We start from the raw sequence: 15,764 nt of genomic DNA on the forward strand, positions 1-15,764 counted from the left end.
AGCGGTATGTAGAGAGAAAGGCCTGCTCATGACCCCTTCTGAGCTTAATGAGTTAATTGCACAGCTGCGAGTCATCGGCAGCGATAAGCAATCCGTAGAGGTAAAATCTTCCGTCAGCAAGGAAGTACTTTCCACGCTCAGTGCCTTCGCAAACGGGGACGGCGGGACGCTCATCATCGGCCTTTCAGAGCAGGACGGCTTCACCCCAGTTAAGAAGTTCTCTGCCTCTACTGCCCAAGACCAATTGGAGACTCGCTGCCAACAGCTCATCCCGCCGGTCCGCCCGCAAATCGACATCATCGAATTTGAAAGCAGCAACATACTCGTCGCAGAGATCGACGAGCTTCCCGCGCGCGATAAGCCCTGCTATGTGGCCGAAAGGGGGCTGTACTAAGGGAGCTATATTCGCACCGGCGATGGTGATACGCGCCTGTCCCAGTACGAAGTAAATCGACTCGTTGAAGAGCACACGCAACCGACCTGGGATGAAGATGCCATCCCAGATGCCACGCTGGAGGACATCGAGGGTGCCGCTCTTGACGGCTTCCTCCAAGTGCAGAAAGAGCGCCGCCCCAAGACTTTTGCGAATGGACAGGACACAGCCCTCAAACGCCTGCGAATTCTCAAGGACGGCCACCCCACGCTGGCCTCACTTCTTGTCATGGGAGACTACCCGCAGGAGTTCTTCCCCCGATTAACGGTTACCTTCGCGCTCTTTCCCGGAACATCGAAAGGTGATGTCACCACGGGTGTCCGCCTTCTCGACAGCGCCACGCTTCACGGTACGATTCCGGAGCTGGTGAGCGAAGGCATCGACATCGTAAAGAAGAACATGCGCACCGCTGGCTTTATCGGCGACAAGTCCCGGACCGCACTTCCGGATTATCCACTGGTCGCTGTTCGTGAAGCACTAGTCAATGCGCTCATGCACCGTGACTACTCCCCGACTGCTCGCGGCAGTCAGGTGCAAATCAACATGTTCGTCGATCGCTTGGAAATCACCAATCCGGGAGGCCTATATGGCGGGGTTACGCTCCGAAATCTTGGAGAAGCTGGTGTCAGCTCTACCCGCAATCAACGCCTTGCCACGTTCCTAGAGGACATTCCCCTACCGGAAGGCGGCGTCGCCGCAGAGAACCGCGGCACGGGCATCGCCACCATCCATCAGGCCTTAGCTGACGCACTCATGCCCAAACCGGAAATTATCAACCGGCTCGACAGCTTCACCATCATCTTCCACCGCCGCAGGGTAGCCACCCAGGAACGCTATGGCACCGCACGTGACCATGTGGAACACCTGCTCCACGGCAGCCCGTCCGTATCGACAACCGAATTAGTTGAGGCTACAAAGCTCAGCCGGACAGCGGTCCAGAAAGCACTGAATGAGCTCATCCGCGATAACATCGCCGAAAAGACTGAACCCGGACGCAGCCCTAAGCAGCGCTACAGGCTGCGCAAATAGAGCATAACACTCAACATAACACTTAACTTCCCACGTGTTATGTTAAGTGGGAAGTTAAGTGTTATGTTCGCCAGCCCGCGCCGCCGCACCCCGGCGCGAGACCCCTCCGTTAAGCTTAAAGCCCATGAAGGGCATCATTCTCGCAGGCGGTTCTGGGACCCGCCTCTACCCCATCACCAAGGGCATCTCGAAGCAGCTCATGCCCATCTATGACAAGCCGATGGTCTACTATCCCCTGACCACCCTGATCCAGGCCGGCATACGCGAGATCCTCATCATCACCACCCCAGAAGACCAGGCCGCCTTCCAACGCCTGCTTGGCGATGGCTCCCAGCTCGGCCTCATGCTGCACTATGCGGTGCAGCCGCGCCCCGAAGGCTTGGCCCAGGCCTTCCTCATCGCCGAAGACTTCATCGCCGAGGATGACGTGGCCCTTGTCCTGGGTGACAACATCTTTGACGGCCACGGCTTCTCCACCGCGCTGAACGAATGCCACCGCCCAGACGGCGGCATCATCTTTGCCTACGAGGTCTCCGATCCGCAGCGCTATGGCGTTGTGGACTTTGACTCCGCAGGCCAGGCTCTATCCATCGAGGAAAAGCCCGCCGCGCCCAAGTCCAACCACGCTGTGGTAGGCTTGTACTTCTATGACAATTCCGTGGTGGAGATTGCCAAGTCCATCACGCCCAGCGCGCGCGGGGAACTAGAGATCACCGCCGTCAATGAGGAGTACCTGCGCCGCGGGCGGCTGCGCGTCAAGCGCATGCAGCGCGGTGATGTCTGGCTGGATACCGGCACGGTGGACTCCATGAGTGAGGCTTCGGCCTACGTCGAGGTGATGCAGAAGCGTACCGGCACCGTCATTGGTTCGCCAGAGGTCGCAGCCTTTGCGGAAGGCTTCATCGATGCCGCGGCACTCACGGAGCTGGCAGAGCCCCTCCTGAAGTCCGGCTATGGCCGTTATCTTCTCGCCGCTGCCCAAGAGGGCTGAGACCGAGGTACATATCGATCAAATAAGGGCCGAAAACCAACGGAATCTGAGGCCTTATTTGATCGATCCGTACGTGCTTAAGCCTCCCCGCCTAGTTTCAGGACGTCCTTAAGCATCCCCGCCCTGTATCAGGAGCCGCCTCACCCAAACGGGCCTAAACGCGTTAAGGTAATCGCATGCCTAGTTCATCCTCTCGCCCCACCAGTGATTCGAAGAAATCAGCGCTATCCACCATCAGCCCCGTGGCGTGGGGATTGTTGGTGATCGTTGTTATTTTGGCCGTCATCATTGGCTTCCTGCTTGCAGAGCGCACTTCTTCCGGCGATGAAAGCACTCCCGCAGCGCAGGAGACCGCAACGAGCACGGCGACAGCCGAAGACCTGGCGAAAGATGCCGCCAAGGCCACGCCCGGCACGAAGTTCTCCGATGGGAAGGGTGACCCGATGATGTTCGGGCCCGGCGGTGATACCAAGAGCGGCGATATCACGGTGGTGCACCGCAAAAAGGAGAACGATCCTTTCGCCGTGGGTGCGGTGGATGCGCCCGTAGTGATTTCGGAGTTCTCCGATTTCGAGTGCCCGTTCTGCTCCCGCCACGCCAATGTCACCGAGCCGGATATCCTTAAGAAGTACGTGGAAAAGGGCCTGGTGCGCATCGAGTGGAATGACTACCCCGTGAACGGCCCCGCCGCCATTGAGGCCGCCAAGGCTGGGCGCGCGGCCGCGGCGCAGGGTAAGTTCCAGGAGTTCAAGCACGAGCTCTATGCCGCCAGCAAGGATATCGACGGCCACCCGGAATTCGGCATCGAGGACTTCATGAAGTTTGCCAAGAAAGCGGGCGTTGCGGACCTGGATAAGTTCCGGAAGCAAGCCACGGATGATACCTACACTGAGGTCGTTGAAACGGCCACCCGCTATGCCTCCCAGATCGGTATCACGGGCACCCCGGCCTTCGTGGTGGGAGATCAGTTCGTTGGTGGCGCGCAGCCGCCCGAGGCTTTTGAACAGATCATCCAAGAGCAGCTGGGAAAGGCGGCCAATGCCTAAACCACCGTTGATCGTGTGGGTCTTCATCGCGCTGGTTATCTTGACCGCCTTATTGGGCGGTTATGCAGTGGGGGTGAGCCTGTGAGCATCGGAATCTTTGGCGCCGTCATCGCCGGCGTGCTGACCTTGATCAGCCCCTGTTCAGCGCTGTTGGTACCGGCCTTCTTTGCCTATGCCTTCGATTCGCAGCGCCAGCTGCTGTTCAAGACCATGGTCTTCTTTTTGGGCCTGTGCACCACGCTGGTGCCCATCGGCATGGGCTTGGCCGCGGTGCTGGCGCAGTATCGTAGCCAAGTCATCACGGTGGCAGGCTGGATCATCATTGCGCTGGGAATCTTTACCGCCCTAGGCGGTGGTTTCCGCATCCCCGGCATGGATGCCCTGTCCGGCAAAGCACGGGGCAAGGTATTTCTGCTCGGCGCGGTTTATGGCTTCGCCGGCTTTTGCGCGGGCCCGCTCCTGGGCGCTGTCCTCACCACGGCCGCTGCGTCGGGAAGCGCGCTCTACGGCGGGCTCATCATGGTGGCCTATGCCGCGGGCATGGCCGCACCGCTCTTTGTGCTGGCCGCGCTGTGGGAGCGCCTCGATGTGGGTTCGTGGTCGTGGCTTCGCGGACGCGAAGTCACTCTGGGCCCCGTGCGCACGAATACCCTCTCCCTCGTATCGGGCGCATTCTTCGTGCTCATCGGCGTGCTGTTCATTGTGAGCTACGGCAGCGCAACCCTGCCCGCGGTCTTAAGCACGGATACGCAGTTCGCAGTGCAAGAAAAAGCCCGCGCTTTCAGCGCGGGCGTGGCGGATGCGTGGGTCTGGTTCGGACTTTCACTCGCCGCCACGGTGGTGGCAGGAGTAAAGGCCGCCCGCACGCCGGCCTAGAGCTAAGCTCTAGGCCAAGGTTTAAGAGTTAGTAGCCGCGCGCGACGTACTCATCGATGCGCGCTGCCTCAGCACCAATAGTGGTCTCATCGCCGTGGCCCGGCAGGACGCGGGTCTCCGGCGGGAGGTTCAACACGCGATTGCGCAGGGACTCGATGATGACGTCGAAGTCGGAGTACTTTCGGCCGGTGGCGCCGGGCCCGCCGTTGAAGAGAGTATCGCCCGACAGAAGCGTGGCCTCATCCGCGATGTAGAGCACCACGCATCCCGGCGAGTGGCCCGGCGTGTGGAAGACCACGAAGTCGCTATCGCCCACGGTAAAGAGCTGGTTATCCTCCAGCGGAACGAAGGTCGCGTCCTCGTGTGTTTCCTCCCACAGGGGGCGGTCATCCGGGTGCAGGTAGATGGACACATCGAAGTGCTCAGCCACCTGGGGAGCGAGCTCGCAGTGGTCGTTGTGTGCGTGGGTGAGGATCACTCCCTTGACCGTGCGCTGGCCCACCTCTTCGATGACGCGCTCCGCGTCGTGGGAAGGATCGATGATGTAGCACTCGGCGTCGCTAGTAGCGTTACCTGCGGCCAGGATGTAGACGTTATTGTCCACGTCCCACTCGCCGCCGTCGAGGCGGAACTTTCCTGAAGTTACAAACTGTTCAATGATCATTTACAGCTCCACTACGGATCGAAGTACCTTGCCGGCCTTCATGGTAGCGAAAGCCTCTTCCACGTCGTCGAGACCAATGCGCTCGGTCACGAAATCCTTGAGCGGGAAGCGGCCCTGCAAGGAGAGGTCGACGTACATGGGGAAGTCACGCTCCGGCAGGCAGTCGCCATACCAGGAGGACTTGAGTGAACCGCCGCGGCCGAAGAAGTCGATGGCCGGGACGTCGAAGCGGCTGGTGAGGTTCGGCACGCCCACCATGACCATGCGGCCGGCCAGGTCGCGGGAGTAGAAGGCCTGGCGGGTGGTAACGGGAATACCCACGGCGTCAATGGCCACGTCGGTGCCGAAGCCCTCGGTGAGCTCGCGGACGGCCTCGATGACCTCTTCTTCGGACTTGTCCTTCGCCGCAACCGTGTGGGTAGCGCCGAACTTCTTAGCCAGCTCCAGCTTGTCCGGGTCCAGGTCCACGGCGATAACCTTGGAGGCACCAGCCAACGCCGCGCCGGCGATGGCCGCCATGCCCACGCCACCGCAGCCGAAGACCGCGACGGACTCGCCGCGCTTGACGTCCGCAGTATTCACCGCAGCGCCCAAACCGGCCATCACGCCACAGCCCAGCAGGCCCGCGGCGGCCGGATCCGCCTCCGGGTTGACCTTGGTGCACTGGCCTTCGTGGACCAGGGTCTTCTCGGCGAAGGAGCCGATGCCGAGCGCCGGAGTGAGCTCAGTGCCGGCATCCTTATCCCCGTCCGCGAGCGTCATCTTCGCGGAGGCGTTGTGGGTGTTGAAGCAGTACTTCGGCTCACCCTTCTTGCAGGCGCGGCACTCGCCGCACACCGCGCGCCAGTTCAGGACCACGAAATCCCCGACCTCAACGTGGGTAACGGCATCGCCCACGCGCTCAACGATGCCCGCCGCCTCGTGCCCGAGCAGGAAGGGGAAGGCATCCTCGATATCGCCATCGCGGTAAGCCAGGTCGGTGTGGCAGACACCGCAGGCCTGGATCTTGACCACGACATCGTGCTCGCCCGGGGCGGGCACGACGATGTTGACGGTCTCGACGGGCTCGCCCTTCGCGCGCGCAATCACGCCGCGGACAACCTCCGGACCTTGCTGGGAGTTATTTTCATTTACGTTTTCATTAACAGCCATGTCCGCGAGGGTACGCGAAAGGCCCGGGCGGCGTCGCCCGGGCCCAACAAGATTCAAATCCCTCTAGAAGCTAGCGAGGTGGTTGGCCACAAACTCGTGACCGCGAGCATTAATGTGCAGCGGCAGGTTGCCCGGCCCCGCGGAGAAGTCCACCAGACCCGCCCACAGGCGCTTGTCGGCATCGGCACACATACCGCGATCCCAGGTCATCGGCTTCATGTCCACAAACTCAACTCCGGTGGCACGCGCTAAATCCACCTGCATCCACTGCGCGACGTTTTCATAACGCTGCACCATCGGCAGGGCCGTGGCGTCGGCCGGCTTCGGGCCAAAGTGGAGGAGGCAGTAGCGGTCGCCCGAGCCGATGGTCGGGTAGCCCACAATCTGAATGCGGGCGTTGGGGGCCGCCGCGCGGATCTTGTGAATCAGCGGCGCGTTGGCGCCGACCCAGCGGGCGCGCAGGTCACCGTCGGAAAGCCCGGCGTTGTTGTACGTGTCGTTGAAACCGCTGGAGAAGAGCACGCGCTGCGTATCCCCGCTGAGCGCGCCGCGGCGAATGGCATCGTCGATCTGCGCGTTCACCTGCGGGCCCTGGGACATGGACACAGCACCAGAGCAGGAGAAGTCCGCCACCGGCATACCCAGCTTGGCGGCGGTGCGCTTGGCGTAGTTATTGCCAGACGGGCAGTTCAGGCTCGGGTTGCGCTGAGAAGAGCCCACCCGAGAGGCCAGGTAGGTATCAAGTTGCGGATCCGCCAGCACGGAATCACCAAAGGCGACGAGGTTTCGCTCGCCGGCAACTGCCTGCGGAGCTTGGGACAGGCCTACCGCCACGAGGAGGGAGGCGCAGAGAGCAGCGATGCGCTGAGTAGACTTCACGTGACTAATGTCCTTCCGAAAGAGTATGTTCTAGACCGAAACCATAATAGACTACGTTGACGGTCTAAGCTTATGTAACAATAGCAACACCTTTAACAGTTTGTAGTTTTAATTGTGGCGAGTCCGCCGTCTCCGTAACCTCTTCTCCCCTCCCCTCGATGAGAACCTTATGAAGCTTTCTGATGTAACCTTCCACGCCGCTGCCCTCGCGCGCTTTATCCCTTCGCTCTTCCGCGCCGGCCTCATTAGCCCCGCCGGCGGGCCACGGGCGGTGGCCCTGACCGCGCCGGTCCTCGCGCGTTACCGCTTCACCACCGCCCGCGAAGTAGAGCAGGCATACATGACCTGCCCGGAACGCTTGGCGCTTATCGACGACGACGGGGCCCTCACCTACCGCCAGCTGCGCGAAGAATCCCAGACCTTCGCGCGCTGGCTGCTGTCATTGGGGCTGGAGGAGATTCGCCTCGGCGTGATGGCCCGCAATGGCCGCGGCATCATCACCCCGCTGGCCGCCAAGGGTTATGCGGGGGCACACATCTTTTTGCTCAACGTCGGTTCCTCCCCCGAGCAGCTCGCCGGGTGCATCGAGGAAAACCGCATCAACGTGCTCGTTATCGATGATGAATTCATCGACCGCCTCGACAGCTCTAGCACCATTGCTGGCCTGCACGTGGTGATTGGCCACGAGTCCGGTAAAGAGATCCCTACCGAGCTGGCGCAAGCGGCAACGCTGCGCAAGATCGTGGAGAATCCGCGGGACGTCGAGAAGCACAAGCTTCCCACTTGGCCCAAGCACGGGCATATCGTGCTGATGTCCTCCGGCACCACGGGCATCCCCAAGGGAATTATGCGTCCAGAGCCGACGCTGCCGGTGGTGGTTGCCTCCATCGTGGATGCGGTGCCGTGGCGCGGGGACCAGAAGGTGCAGATGACCGCCTCCATCTTCCACACGTGGGGCTGGGCCTGCCTCAACATCGCGTTGGGCCTGCGCAATACCATCGTCACCCGCCGCGTCTTTGACCCGGCGGCCGCACTCTATGATATCCAGCGCTACCAGCTCGATGGTCTGCTTTCCTCCCCCGTCTTCTTCCGCCAGATGGTTGAGGTTGACCCGGACTCGGCCTTTGATACCTCGAGCTTGAAGTTCATTGCCTCCGCCGGGCATGCGCTCACCCCGGAGATCGTCAAGGAAACCCACGAGCGCTTCGGCCCGATTCTCTGCAATGTCTATGGCTCCACGGAGCTAGCGCTGGCATCGACGGCCAGCATGGAAGAGGTGGCCAAGGATCCCACCATCGGCGGCAAGATTGCCTCCGGCACCAAGTTGCGCATCCTCGATGAGGAAGGCAACGAGGTTCCCCGCGGCGAGGTCGGTGAGATTTACCTGACCAATTCCACCGCGCTCATTGGCTATACCAACCCCAAGATCCCGCTCAACAAGGTCGATGGCCTCATTTCCATCGGGGACTTAGGCTACATCGACCCCGAGGGCTACCTACATGTGGTGGGCCGCGCGGATGACATGATCATCGTCGGCGGCGAGAACGTGCACCCGCAGTCGGTGACCGAGGTGCTCGAGGCCATGCCGGGCATCGCGGAGGTGCATGCCGGCGGTGTGGAGGATGAAACCACTTTCCAGCGCATCGCCGTGTGGGCGGTGACTACGCGGGACGCCCTAGGCAACGCCGTGACTGCCGACGCCATCCGCGCCTGGGTCCGCGAGAACCTCGCCGACCACTCCGTGCCGCGCGATGTCCACTTCCTGGACAAGCTGCCGCGCAATGCCACGGGCAAGGTGGTGCCGCGCCTGCTGCACGGCACCGACTAGCCCACGCTTTTTAGGCCCCCAAGCCAAAACTGCCCGAGTTGCCAAAACCTTCGCCCCTCACCGCAAGGAACAACGTTGTTTTTGGCAACTCGGGCAGTTTTTGTGTCTGGGATTTAATCCAGCCCGCTAGCTGCTGCGCTTGACGGTTGCAGCAACCTCGCCTGGCTGGGTATGGCCCTCGCGAGCAATGTCGACTCCAGCGACTTGCTTGGCCGTCGGGCACACCACCGGGGTGATGAGGTTGACGCCGCGCTCGCGTAGCTTCTGCGCCTCCACCGCGATGATCGGCGTGCCGGCAGTGACGGTATCGCCCTTCTTAGCCAGGGCGGTGAAACCTTCGCCCTTGAGTTCCACGGTGTCGATACCGATGTGAATGAGCAGGTCCAGCCCATCCGCGGTCTGCATGCCGAAGGCGTGGCGTGTCTTGAAGACCATGGTGATGGTGCCGTCTACCGGGGCGCAGACGTCGAAGGCATCGACGGGATCCGGCATCACGGCGAAGCCTTCGCCCACCATGCCCTGCGCAAAGGAGGCATCCGGGACCTGGGAGAGCTCGACGACGTCTCCGGCGAACGGGGCATGCACGTCGACGTCCGTCTCACCGCTGACGCTCTTGGCGGAAGCGGCGCTGGCCGGCACGCTGGCTGCAGCACCCGCGGCACCCGCCGTAGCCAGGACCGGGGAACCGTGGCGCAGCTGGTGGCTGACCTCGTCATACATGAACTGTACGGCCGGGCCCACGATGACCTGGACGCTCTTCTCAGAGGGGTGAATCACGCCGGAGACGGCGGCGCGTTTGATCACGGAGTCATCGACAAGCGCGCGCTCCTTCACACCCACGCGCAGGCGCGTGGTGCAGTAGTCCAGTGAGTCAATGTTGTCCTTACCGCCGAGGCCTTCGATAATGCGGGCGGCATCGGCTGCGGTCTTGTCATCGCCGCTGACGGAATCCTCCGCGTCCTCGGCTTCGTCCTCGCCGCGGCCCGGGGTCTTAAGGTTGAGCCAGCCGATGAGGAAGTAGAAGATGACGAAGTAAAGGAAGAAGAAGCCCACGCCCATGACCAGCAGCATGTACCACTTATTAGCCAGCGGGTTCTGCGAGGAGAGCAGCATGTCGACGAAACCTGCAGAGAAGCCGAAGCCCGCAGTCCACTCCATGGTGGACGCGATGAAGACGGACAGGCCCATGAGCAACGCGTGCACCACGTAGAGCAGCGGAGCGACGAACATGAAGGAGAACTCCAGCGGCTCGGTCACGCCGGTGAAGAAGGAAGCCAAGGCGCCAGCAGCCATGAGCGAGCCGACGACCTTGCGCTTCTTCTTATCCGCGCGCAGGTACATCGCGAGCGCCGCGCCCGGCAGGCCGAACATCATGACTGGGAAGAAGCCCGCCTGGTAGCGGCCGACGACACCCTCGACCGTGCACTGACCGTTGGCCCAAATGCCCGGGCAGTCAGCGGCGGAGGTGGCGGCCGCGGCTGCCTCGATGGTCTTCTGGCCGGCCTGGAAGTTGCCGATGTCATTGATACCAATGACATCGAACCAGAAGACGGAGTTCAGCGCGTGGTGCAGGCCAGTCGGGATGAGCAGGCGGTTGGCCACGCCGTAGATGCCGGCACCCGCCGCGCCCAGGCCCTGGATAGAGGTACCGAAGTTAAAGAGCGCGTTGTAGATGAACGGCCACACGAAGTAGAGAATGCCGGAAATCACTATGGCGATGACGGCGGTAAGAATCGGTACGAGGCGCCGGCCTGAGAAGAAGGCCAGGAAGTCCGGCAGCTTGGTGCCGTGGAAGCGGTTATATACCCAGGCCGCCATGACGCCGGCGAGGATGCCGAAGAGGACGTTGCCGCCGCCCACGGCGTTCCAGCCTTCCGAGGCCCATTCCAGGGCTTCATCGCCGGTCAGCGCGGTGGGGTCTTCGATGCCGCGGTAGCCTGCCACGGCCTCCGGGCCGAGCAGCTTCATAAACGTGGCGAAGGCCAGGAAACCAGAGAGTGCCGCGGCACCGTTGGAATCCTTAGCCAGGCCGAAGGCAATGGCGATGGCGAAGATCCAGCCCAGGTTGGCCAGGACCGCGTCGCCGGAGCTGATCAGCAGCTGGGCGGCGAGGTTATCCGGGCCAGCCGCGCTGGAGATCCAGTAGCCAACACCACTGAGGATCGCCGCGACGGGCAGCACCGCCACAGCGCCCATGAGGGCTTTTCCGAGCCGCTGCAGCGGCCCCATGACATCGATTTTCATGCGAGGAGTCCTTTCACACTAGTAAGGAATTAGATGGAGTTTTTAGGAAAAGAGTGGGCGGTGCGGACGGTGCTTGTCCGCGAAAACGTAGTACTCGCGGTCCTCCAGCTGGGAGGCGGCGGCTTCATCGAGGATCACCGTGGCGCGCTGGTGCCACTGCAGGATCGACGCGGGGCAGTGCGCGGAGAGCGGGCCTTCCACCATGGCGTGGACCGCGCTGGCCTTGTTGCTGCCAGTGGCCAACAAGAGCAGGTGGCGGGCCTCACTGATGGTGCCCAATCCTTGGGTCAGCACGTGGCGCGGGACCTCGTCTTCGTTGTCAAAGAAGCGGGCATTGTCCTGCACGGTTTGCGGGTGCAGCGTCTTGATGCGGGTGCGTGATTGCAGGGAGCTCGACGGCTCGTTGAAGCCGACGTGCCCGTTGGCCCCGATGCCCAGCAGCTGGATGTCCACGCCGCCGGCATCACGGATGGCCTTGTCATAGGTGGCCGCGGCGGTGGCGGGGTCATCGGAGTCACCAGCGGGGCTTTTTACCAGGTCATCATCGAAATCCACGTGGCTGGTGAATTCGCGGCGGATGGTGGAATAGTAGGACTGCTCGTGGGTACGCTCCAGCCCGATGTATTCATCGAGCAGGAATGCGCGGCTGCGGGCAAAGCTCACCTCGCCGCGCTCATGGCGCGTAATGAGCTCCTTGTACATCGCTACCGGGGTCGATCCTGTGGCCAGGCCCAAGGTGGCGCCGGCGTTGGCGTAGTGCGCGAAGATGTCAGCGGCCTCCACGGCCACTTCGGCCGGCGTGGAGCGGATGAGGATTTCCATGAGATGCCTTCCTGTGTGTTTAAGAGAGTGGGATGTCCGCGCCGTCGACGATGACGCGCACCGGTTGGTAGTGAGAGTTAAGGCCAACCAGGTTGGCGCGCGCGCCAACCGCGATGCGGCCTAGATTCGTCTCCCCCAACACGTCGGCGGCCGTGGTGGAGGTAAAACGCACCGCCTCGCCCAGACCATGGCGCGCGGCGAAGCTGGCGAATTGCTGGGACAAAGTAGAGGTGCCGCCCGCGATAGCACCGCTGGGCACGCGCGCGACTCCCCCGCTCACGGTGACAGGCAGCGAACCCAGCGCATAGTCACCATCGGCCATGCCGGCCGCCGCCATGGCATCAGTGATGGCGAAGGCGCGGGGGTTGTGAGCCATGTCCACGGTGCCGTCGACAAGATGCACGCCATCGGCGATGAGCTCGACGGCCGCATCACCCGCCTTCGCCGCGGTGAGTAAGGCGGCCACAGGGCCTGGCGCGCGGTGGTGGATGGAGGGCATGGCATTGAAAAGGTGCGTGCCGGTCACGGTGACGCCGAGCTCCTTGGCCTGGGCGATAACCTTCAGCGTGGTGTCGTAATCGGCCTCGGTGTGGCCCAGGCTGGCGATGATGCCATGCTCCGCGCAGACTTCGAGCAGCTTGTCGACGTTCTCCGTCTCCGGCGCAAAGGTAATCGAACGCAGGTGGCCGCGGGCCGCGGCGATGACCGCGCGGAAGAAGTCCGGGTCACCGGGCACGATGCGCGAAGGGTCCTGCGCGCCGCACTTAGCCGCCGCGATGAAGGGGCCTTCCATGTGGATGCCGGCGATTTCGCCCTCCTCAGCCAGCTGGGCCAAAAGCTCCGCTCGGGCGCACAGCTCTTCTTGTGTGCCGGAGACCAAGCTGGCCAGCAACGTCGTGGTGCCATGTGCGCGGTGGAAGCGGGCTGCGGCCAGACACTGCTCGTAGTCGCCGTTGGGGAATCCCCCGCCGTTACCGCCGTGGTTGTGCAGATCCACGAAACCGGGCACCCACAGCAGCGTATCCGGGTCCCCGGCACGCCAGGCGGCCTCGGCTTGGGGGACGTCGCCAAGCACTATGCCCTCAATACTCTCTCCGAACGTGACGGCCCCAGCGCGCAGCTCGAAGTTTTCATCAATGTAGAGGCCCTCGACGTGGCCTTTCTCCTTTGTCTGCATGGTTCATTCGGTCCCGCTTGTACGGGCTGACGTGGCGCAGCCCGGTTGACAATTCACTTGAAATTTATCAGGGCTACCAATTTTTGTGAACCACACTTCCTCCGAAGGGGGTGTGTGAGCGCAGATGACTTTTAGCGCGTTAGGTGCACCGCGCGGAATGTCGAAAGGCCCGGCGAGCTACCAGCCGCGGGTGGCCACTCGGTCCCAAAGCGCGTTGCTCGCTAGCTCACCGGCGCCCGCTGGTGAGGTGCCAACGAACACGTCTCGCGCATCAGGATCATCAGCAAGAATGTAGCGGAACCACGCGGTGGCATAGCCGTCCCCGAACTCTAAAACGTCCTTGTGGTCCGCGCCTAGACGGCGGGCAATGATTGCCGGACCACCAGCTGATTCAAAGCTCTCCTGCAAGTCTGACCACGGGCTGACAAGCCAGCGGTCTGAACGGCCATCGCTCGTCATCAAGAACAACGGTGCCTCGACGCCCGCTGTGGTGTAGTCCCAGTCATTGGACTTTGCCACCTTGTGGGAGGCCGGGCTCGCCGTATACACAGCTGCTACCTCCGTGTGGGACGCTGCGTTGATAGCGCCCGCGCCGCCCTGTGAGTGTCCGAAAATACCGACCCGTGATCTGTCCACGCGAGAATCCAGTTCCGGTAAGCGCTCAATTAGGTGCACGACATTCTCCCCGGTTCCGGTTTGGGGAGTCTCATCGCCGACGACCACGAAGCCCCAACTGGCTAGGTGTTCCGCCACGGGCAGGTAGCTGCTCAGCGGCGTGTTCGTGCCGTTAGCCATGACAACCGCCGGAAATGGTCCCGTGCCTGTCGGCGCCGCAACGGTCACGTCGCCATCACGCCGCACGTCGACCTCGTGCGGCCCCTCGCCCGCAAACGACGCTTCCAGCGGGCCACCTGTCTCAGCGCTATATCCGGCGGCCACGCCATCATCACCGGTCACGCTGTCTGCGTCCACCCACTGCATGAATCCCACAAACCCGACAAACGCCACCACAATCACGGCCACCACGGCAGTAATGCCAACCACAAGCTTTTTCATGCTCTTTATTGTGTTTCGCACGAGAGCGAAGGTCACTAGCGCTAGCACTACTTTTTCCTGTACACAGTGCAAGAGCTGCCTCCGCTACGCCCTTGAAATGAGAGACTCACATCATTACCTTGTTGTATGTAATCGTCATCACATATGGGAGAAATAATGCTTACCTCCGAAACGCTTTCCGAAGTAGTCACAGTAGGAGGTTCAGGTCCGTTCAGCGGCCAGGGCAACGAAACAGTTGCAGCCTAAATGCATCCCCCTAGAAACAGTGGTGACGAAGGACTTTCATCTATCTACACCTTGACCGCCACATATTTTTTATTGTCAGTGTGCGGGTCAATGACCAGCCTCTCGATTTCACTCCACTTCGCCGAACTCAACAAAGGCGAACTGTTGGTGGCAAGCATCTTCATCTCGGGTACTTGCGCTCAAGTTTTTGCAGTCCCCTTTCTGGCCCCACTCTTCAACAAATTCAACAGCTATCACATTGCGCTTGCTGCACTCTTCTTAGATCTTCTGGGCCTGTTATCAATGGCAGCCTATCCAGAGCCATTGATCCTCATTGTCGGAAATCTCGTCACCGCATGCTTAAGCGGACTGTCAATTCCATCCATTTTCACCATCGCTGACTCTCAGGTCGGCGAAGGACAGCAGGCGAAAGCCTTCTCCCTCTTGGACACAGCCCGACTTGGCAGTGGATTCCTTGGACCACCTCTAGGTGGATTACTACTGGACCAAAGAAACCTGCAGACAGCGCTCTTCGTTGAAGCTTGCGCCGTTGGAGTCTCGCTACTTGCTTTTTATTTCCTTTATAAATCCTCGCCCCCGAAAACACTGCTTCATTCAGAAACCAAAGATTCTTCACCGAGTTTTCTCCAGAAGGTCCTCGAAGCACCTTCCCTTTTGCTGAAGAATAGAAGCGCTCGGTCCGCGTTAACCAGCATTTGGGGAGCAATTATCTGCACCTCGATTTTCAACGTTTCGCTTGTCTTCTATGCGACACAGACCCTCCACGTCAGCGGTACGTTATATGCCATCATTGCCCAAGCATTTATCGTGGGCCGCATCTTTGGCGCACGGCTTTCAGCTCGCCTTCACTCACAGAACGCTGGGAAAGTCCTGGCCGGGGCAGGATTCGCTATGGGGTGTTTCATAGCTTTACCTGGACTATTTCCCTCATTGTGGCTCTGCATCCCATGTTTCCTCCTGGGCGGAGTCTGCAATGCTGCTCAGGTGGCCGCACTACGCATAATCGTTGTCGGATCCGTACCTGATGAAGTGAAACCCAAAGCCCTTTCTACGATGGGTTCAATTAACAGCTCCGCAATGCTTATTGGATACATCATCGGGGCACCTGTTGTAAGTGCCATCGGCCCAGCTGCGGCCCTTGTCGTATCAGGGTTTGGCACCTCTATCCTCACTCTGGGGCCAATTCTGAAGACCACCATGTACGGTGCCTCCGGTGACCAAGACTACGACAACAAATAGCATTCAATTCTGTAGTAAATCTACTGTCAGATGCGAGTTTTTGGTACCGGTGTGTTCAGAAGACTGAAATGGTAGCGGTGTG

Annotated in this window: 12 protein-coding genes and 1 pseudogene; 6 read left to right on the plus strand and 7 right to left on the minus strand. The window is 61.2% G+C overall.

What is annotated here, in order from left to right:
- Positions 1–28 precede the first annotated feature (28 nt).
- The 4 genes and pseudogenes from HMPREF2912_RS05330 (at position 29) to HMPREF2912_RS05345 (ending at position 4,375) form a co-directional block, all read left to right on the plus strand.
- Positions 29–1,462, plus strand: a pseudogene (locus HMPREF2912_RS05330) (ATP-binding protein).
- Positions 1,463–1,586: 124 nt separating this feature from the next.
- A complete protein-coding gene (gene rfbA, locus HMPREF2912_RS05335) occupies positions 1,587–2,453 on the plus strand; it encodes a glucose-1-phosphate thymidylyltransferase RfbA (protein ID WP_070534049.1) in 867 nt (288 codons plus the stop codon).
- Positions 2,454–2,629: 176 nt separating this feature from the next.
- Positions 2,630–3,499: a DsbA family protein gene (locus HMPREF2912_RS05340; protein WP_141752601.1), complete on the plus strand. Its 870-nt coding sequence runs from the start codon at positions 2,630–2,632 to the stop codon at positions 3,497–3,499.
- A gap of 81 nt (positions 3,500–3,580) precedes the next feature.
- Positions 3,581–4,375 (plus strand): cytochrome c biogenesis CcdA family protein, encoded by a 795-nt coding sequence (locus HMPREF2912_RS05345; protein WP_070563573.1) that lies wholly within the window; start codon positions 3,581–3,583, stop codon positions 4,373–4,375.
- 28 nt (positions 4,376–4,403) lie between these two features.
- Here the strand turns inward: HMPREF2912_RS05345 and HMPREF2912_RS05350 are convergent, their stop codons facing one another.
- The 3 genes from HMPREF2912_RS05350 to HMPREF2912_RS05360 all read right to left on the minus strand — a co-directional run bounded on the left by HMPREF2912_RS05350 (position 4,404) and on the right by HMPREF2912_RS05360 (position 7,070).
- Entirely contained in the window at positions 4,404–5,039 is a 636-nt protein-coding gene (locus HMPREF2912_RS05350; protein ID WP_070563569.1) for an MBL fold metallo-hydrolase, read from the minus strand.
- Positions 5,040–6,191: an S-(hydroxymethyl)mycothiol dehydrogenase gene (locus HMPREF2912_RS05355; RefSeq protein ID WP_070563566.1), complete on the minus strand. Its 1,152-nt coding sequence runs from the start codon at positions 6,189–6,191 to the stop codon at positions 5,040–5,042.
- A gap of 63 nt (positions 6,192–6,254) precedes the next feature.
- Positions 6,255–7,070, minus strand: coding sequence for a GDSL-type esterase/lipase family protein (locus tag HMPREF2912_RS05360; protein WP_070563564.1), 816 nt, complete (start codon positions 7,068–7,070; stop codon positions 6,255–6,257).
- Between the two features lie 169 nt (positions 7,071–7,239).
- Between HMPREF2912_RS05360 and HMPREF2912_RS05365 the strand changes: the two genes are divergently transcribed.
- On the plus strand, positions 7,240–8,898 hold the full coding sequence (locus tag HMPREF2912_RS05365) for an acyl-CoA synthetase (protein WP_070563561.1): 1,659 nt from the start codon (positions 7,240–7,242) through the stop codon (positions 8,896–8,898).
- Positions 8,899–9,024: 126 nt separating this feature from the next.
- On the opposite strand, the gene nagE is transcribed toward HMPREF2912_RS05365, so the two are convergent.
- The 4 genes from nagE to HMPREF2912_RS05385 form a co-directional block, all read right to left on the minus strand.
- Positions 9,025–11,142: an N-acetylglucosamine-specific PTS transporter subunit IIBC gene (nagE, locus tag HMPREF2912_RS05370; RefSeq protein WP_070563558.1), complete on the minus strand. Its 2,118-nt coding sequence runs from the start codon at positions 11,140–11,142 to the stop codon at positions 9,025–9,027.
- A gap of 42 nt (positions 11,143–11,184) precedes the next feature.
- Positions 11,185–11,964, minus strand: a complete 780-nt coding sequence (gene nagB, locus HMPREF2912_RS05375) for a glucosamine-6-phosphate deaminase (protein ID WP_046647861.1) — start codon at positions 11,962–11,964, stop codon at positions 11,185–11,187.
- Positions 11,965–11,983: 19 nt separating this feature from the next.
- Positions 11,984–13,141 carry an N-acetylglucosamine-6-phosphate deacetylase gene (locus tag HMPREF2912_RS05380; protein ID WP_070563555.1) on the minus strand — a complete coding sequence of 386 codons (1,158 nt, stop codon included), beginning with the start codon at positions 13,139–13,141 and terminating at the stop codon, positions 11,984–11,986.
- Positions 13,142–13,318: 177 nt separating this feature from the next.
- Entirely contained in the window at positions 13,319–14,197 is an 879-nt protein-coding gene (locus tag HMPREF2912_RS05385) for a poly(ethylene terephthalate) hydrolase family protein (protein ID WP_070563552.1), read from the minus strand.
- A gap of 246 nt (positions 14,198–14,443) precedes the next feature.
- On the opposite strand from HMPREF2912_RS05385, the gene HMPREF2912_RS05390 reads away from it, so the two are divergent.
- On the plus strand, positions 14,444–15,682 hold the full coding sequence (locus tag HMPREF2912_RS05390; protein ID WP_046647863.1) for an MFS transporter: 1,239 nt from the start codon (positions 14,444–14,446) through the stop codon (positions 15,680–15,682).
- Positions 15,683–15,764: the final 82 nt, after the last annotated feature.

Source organism: Corynebacterium sp. HMSC056E09 (assembly GCF_001813425.1).
GTDB classification, from domain to species: Bacteria; Actinomycetota; Actinomycetes; order Mycobacteriales; family Mycobacteriaceae; genus Corynebacterium; species Corynebacterium hesseae.

Bases quoted from the DNA above. Each gene is read 5' to 3' on its own strand.
- HMPREF2912_RS05355 (WP_070563566.1), bottom strand. From the start codon at position 6,191: ATGGCTGTTAATGAAAACGTAAATGAAAATAACTCCCAGCAAGGTCCG.
- HMPREF2912_RS05350 (WP_070563569.1), bottom strand. From the start codon at position 5,039: ATGATCATTGAACAGTTTGTAACTTCAGGAAAGTTCCGCCTCGACGGC.
- HMPREF2912_RS05390 (WP_046647863.1), top strand. From the start codon at position 14,444: ATGCATCCCCCTAGAAACAGTGGTGACGAAGGACTTTCATCTATCTAC.
- HMPREF2912_RS05380 (WP_070563555.1), bottom strand. From the start codon at position 13,141: ATGCAGACAAAGGAGAAAGGCCACGTCGAGGGCCTCTACATTGATGAA.
- rfbA (WP_070534049.1), top strand. From the start codon at position 1,587: ATGAAGGGCATCATTCTCGCAGGCGGTTCTGGGACCCGCCTCTACCCC.
- nagB (WP_046647861.1), bottom strand. From the start codon at position 11,964: ATGGAAATCCTCATCCGCTCCACGCCGGCCGAAGTGGCCGTGGAGGCC.
- HMPREF2912_RS05365 (WP_070563561.1), top strand. From the start codon at position 7,240: ATGAAGCTTTCTGATGTAACCTTCCACGCCGCTGCCCTCGCGCGCTTT.
- HMPREF2912_RS05340 (WP_141752601.1), top strand. From the start codon at position 2,630: ATGCCTAGTTCATCCTCTCGCCCCACCAGTGATTCGAAGAAATCAGCG.
- HMPREF2912_RS05385 (WP_070563552.1), bottom strand. From the start codon at position 14,197: ATGAAAAAGCTTGTGGTTGGCATTACTGCCGTGGTGGCCGTGATTGTG.
- nagE (WP_070563558.1), bottom strand. From the start codon at position 11,142: ATGAAAATCGATGTCATGGGGCCGCTGCAGCGGCTCGGAAAAGCCCTC.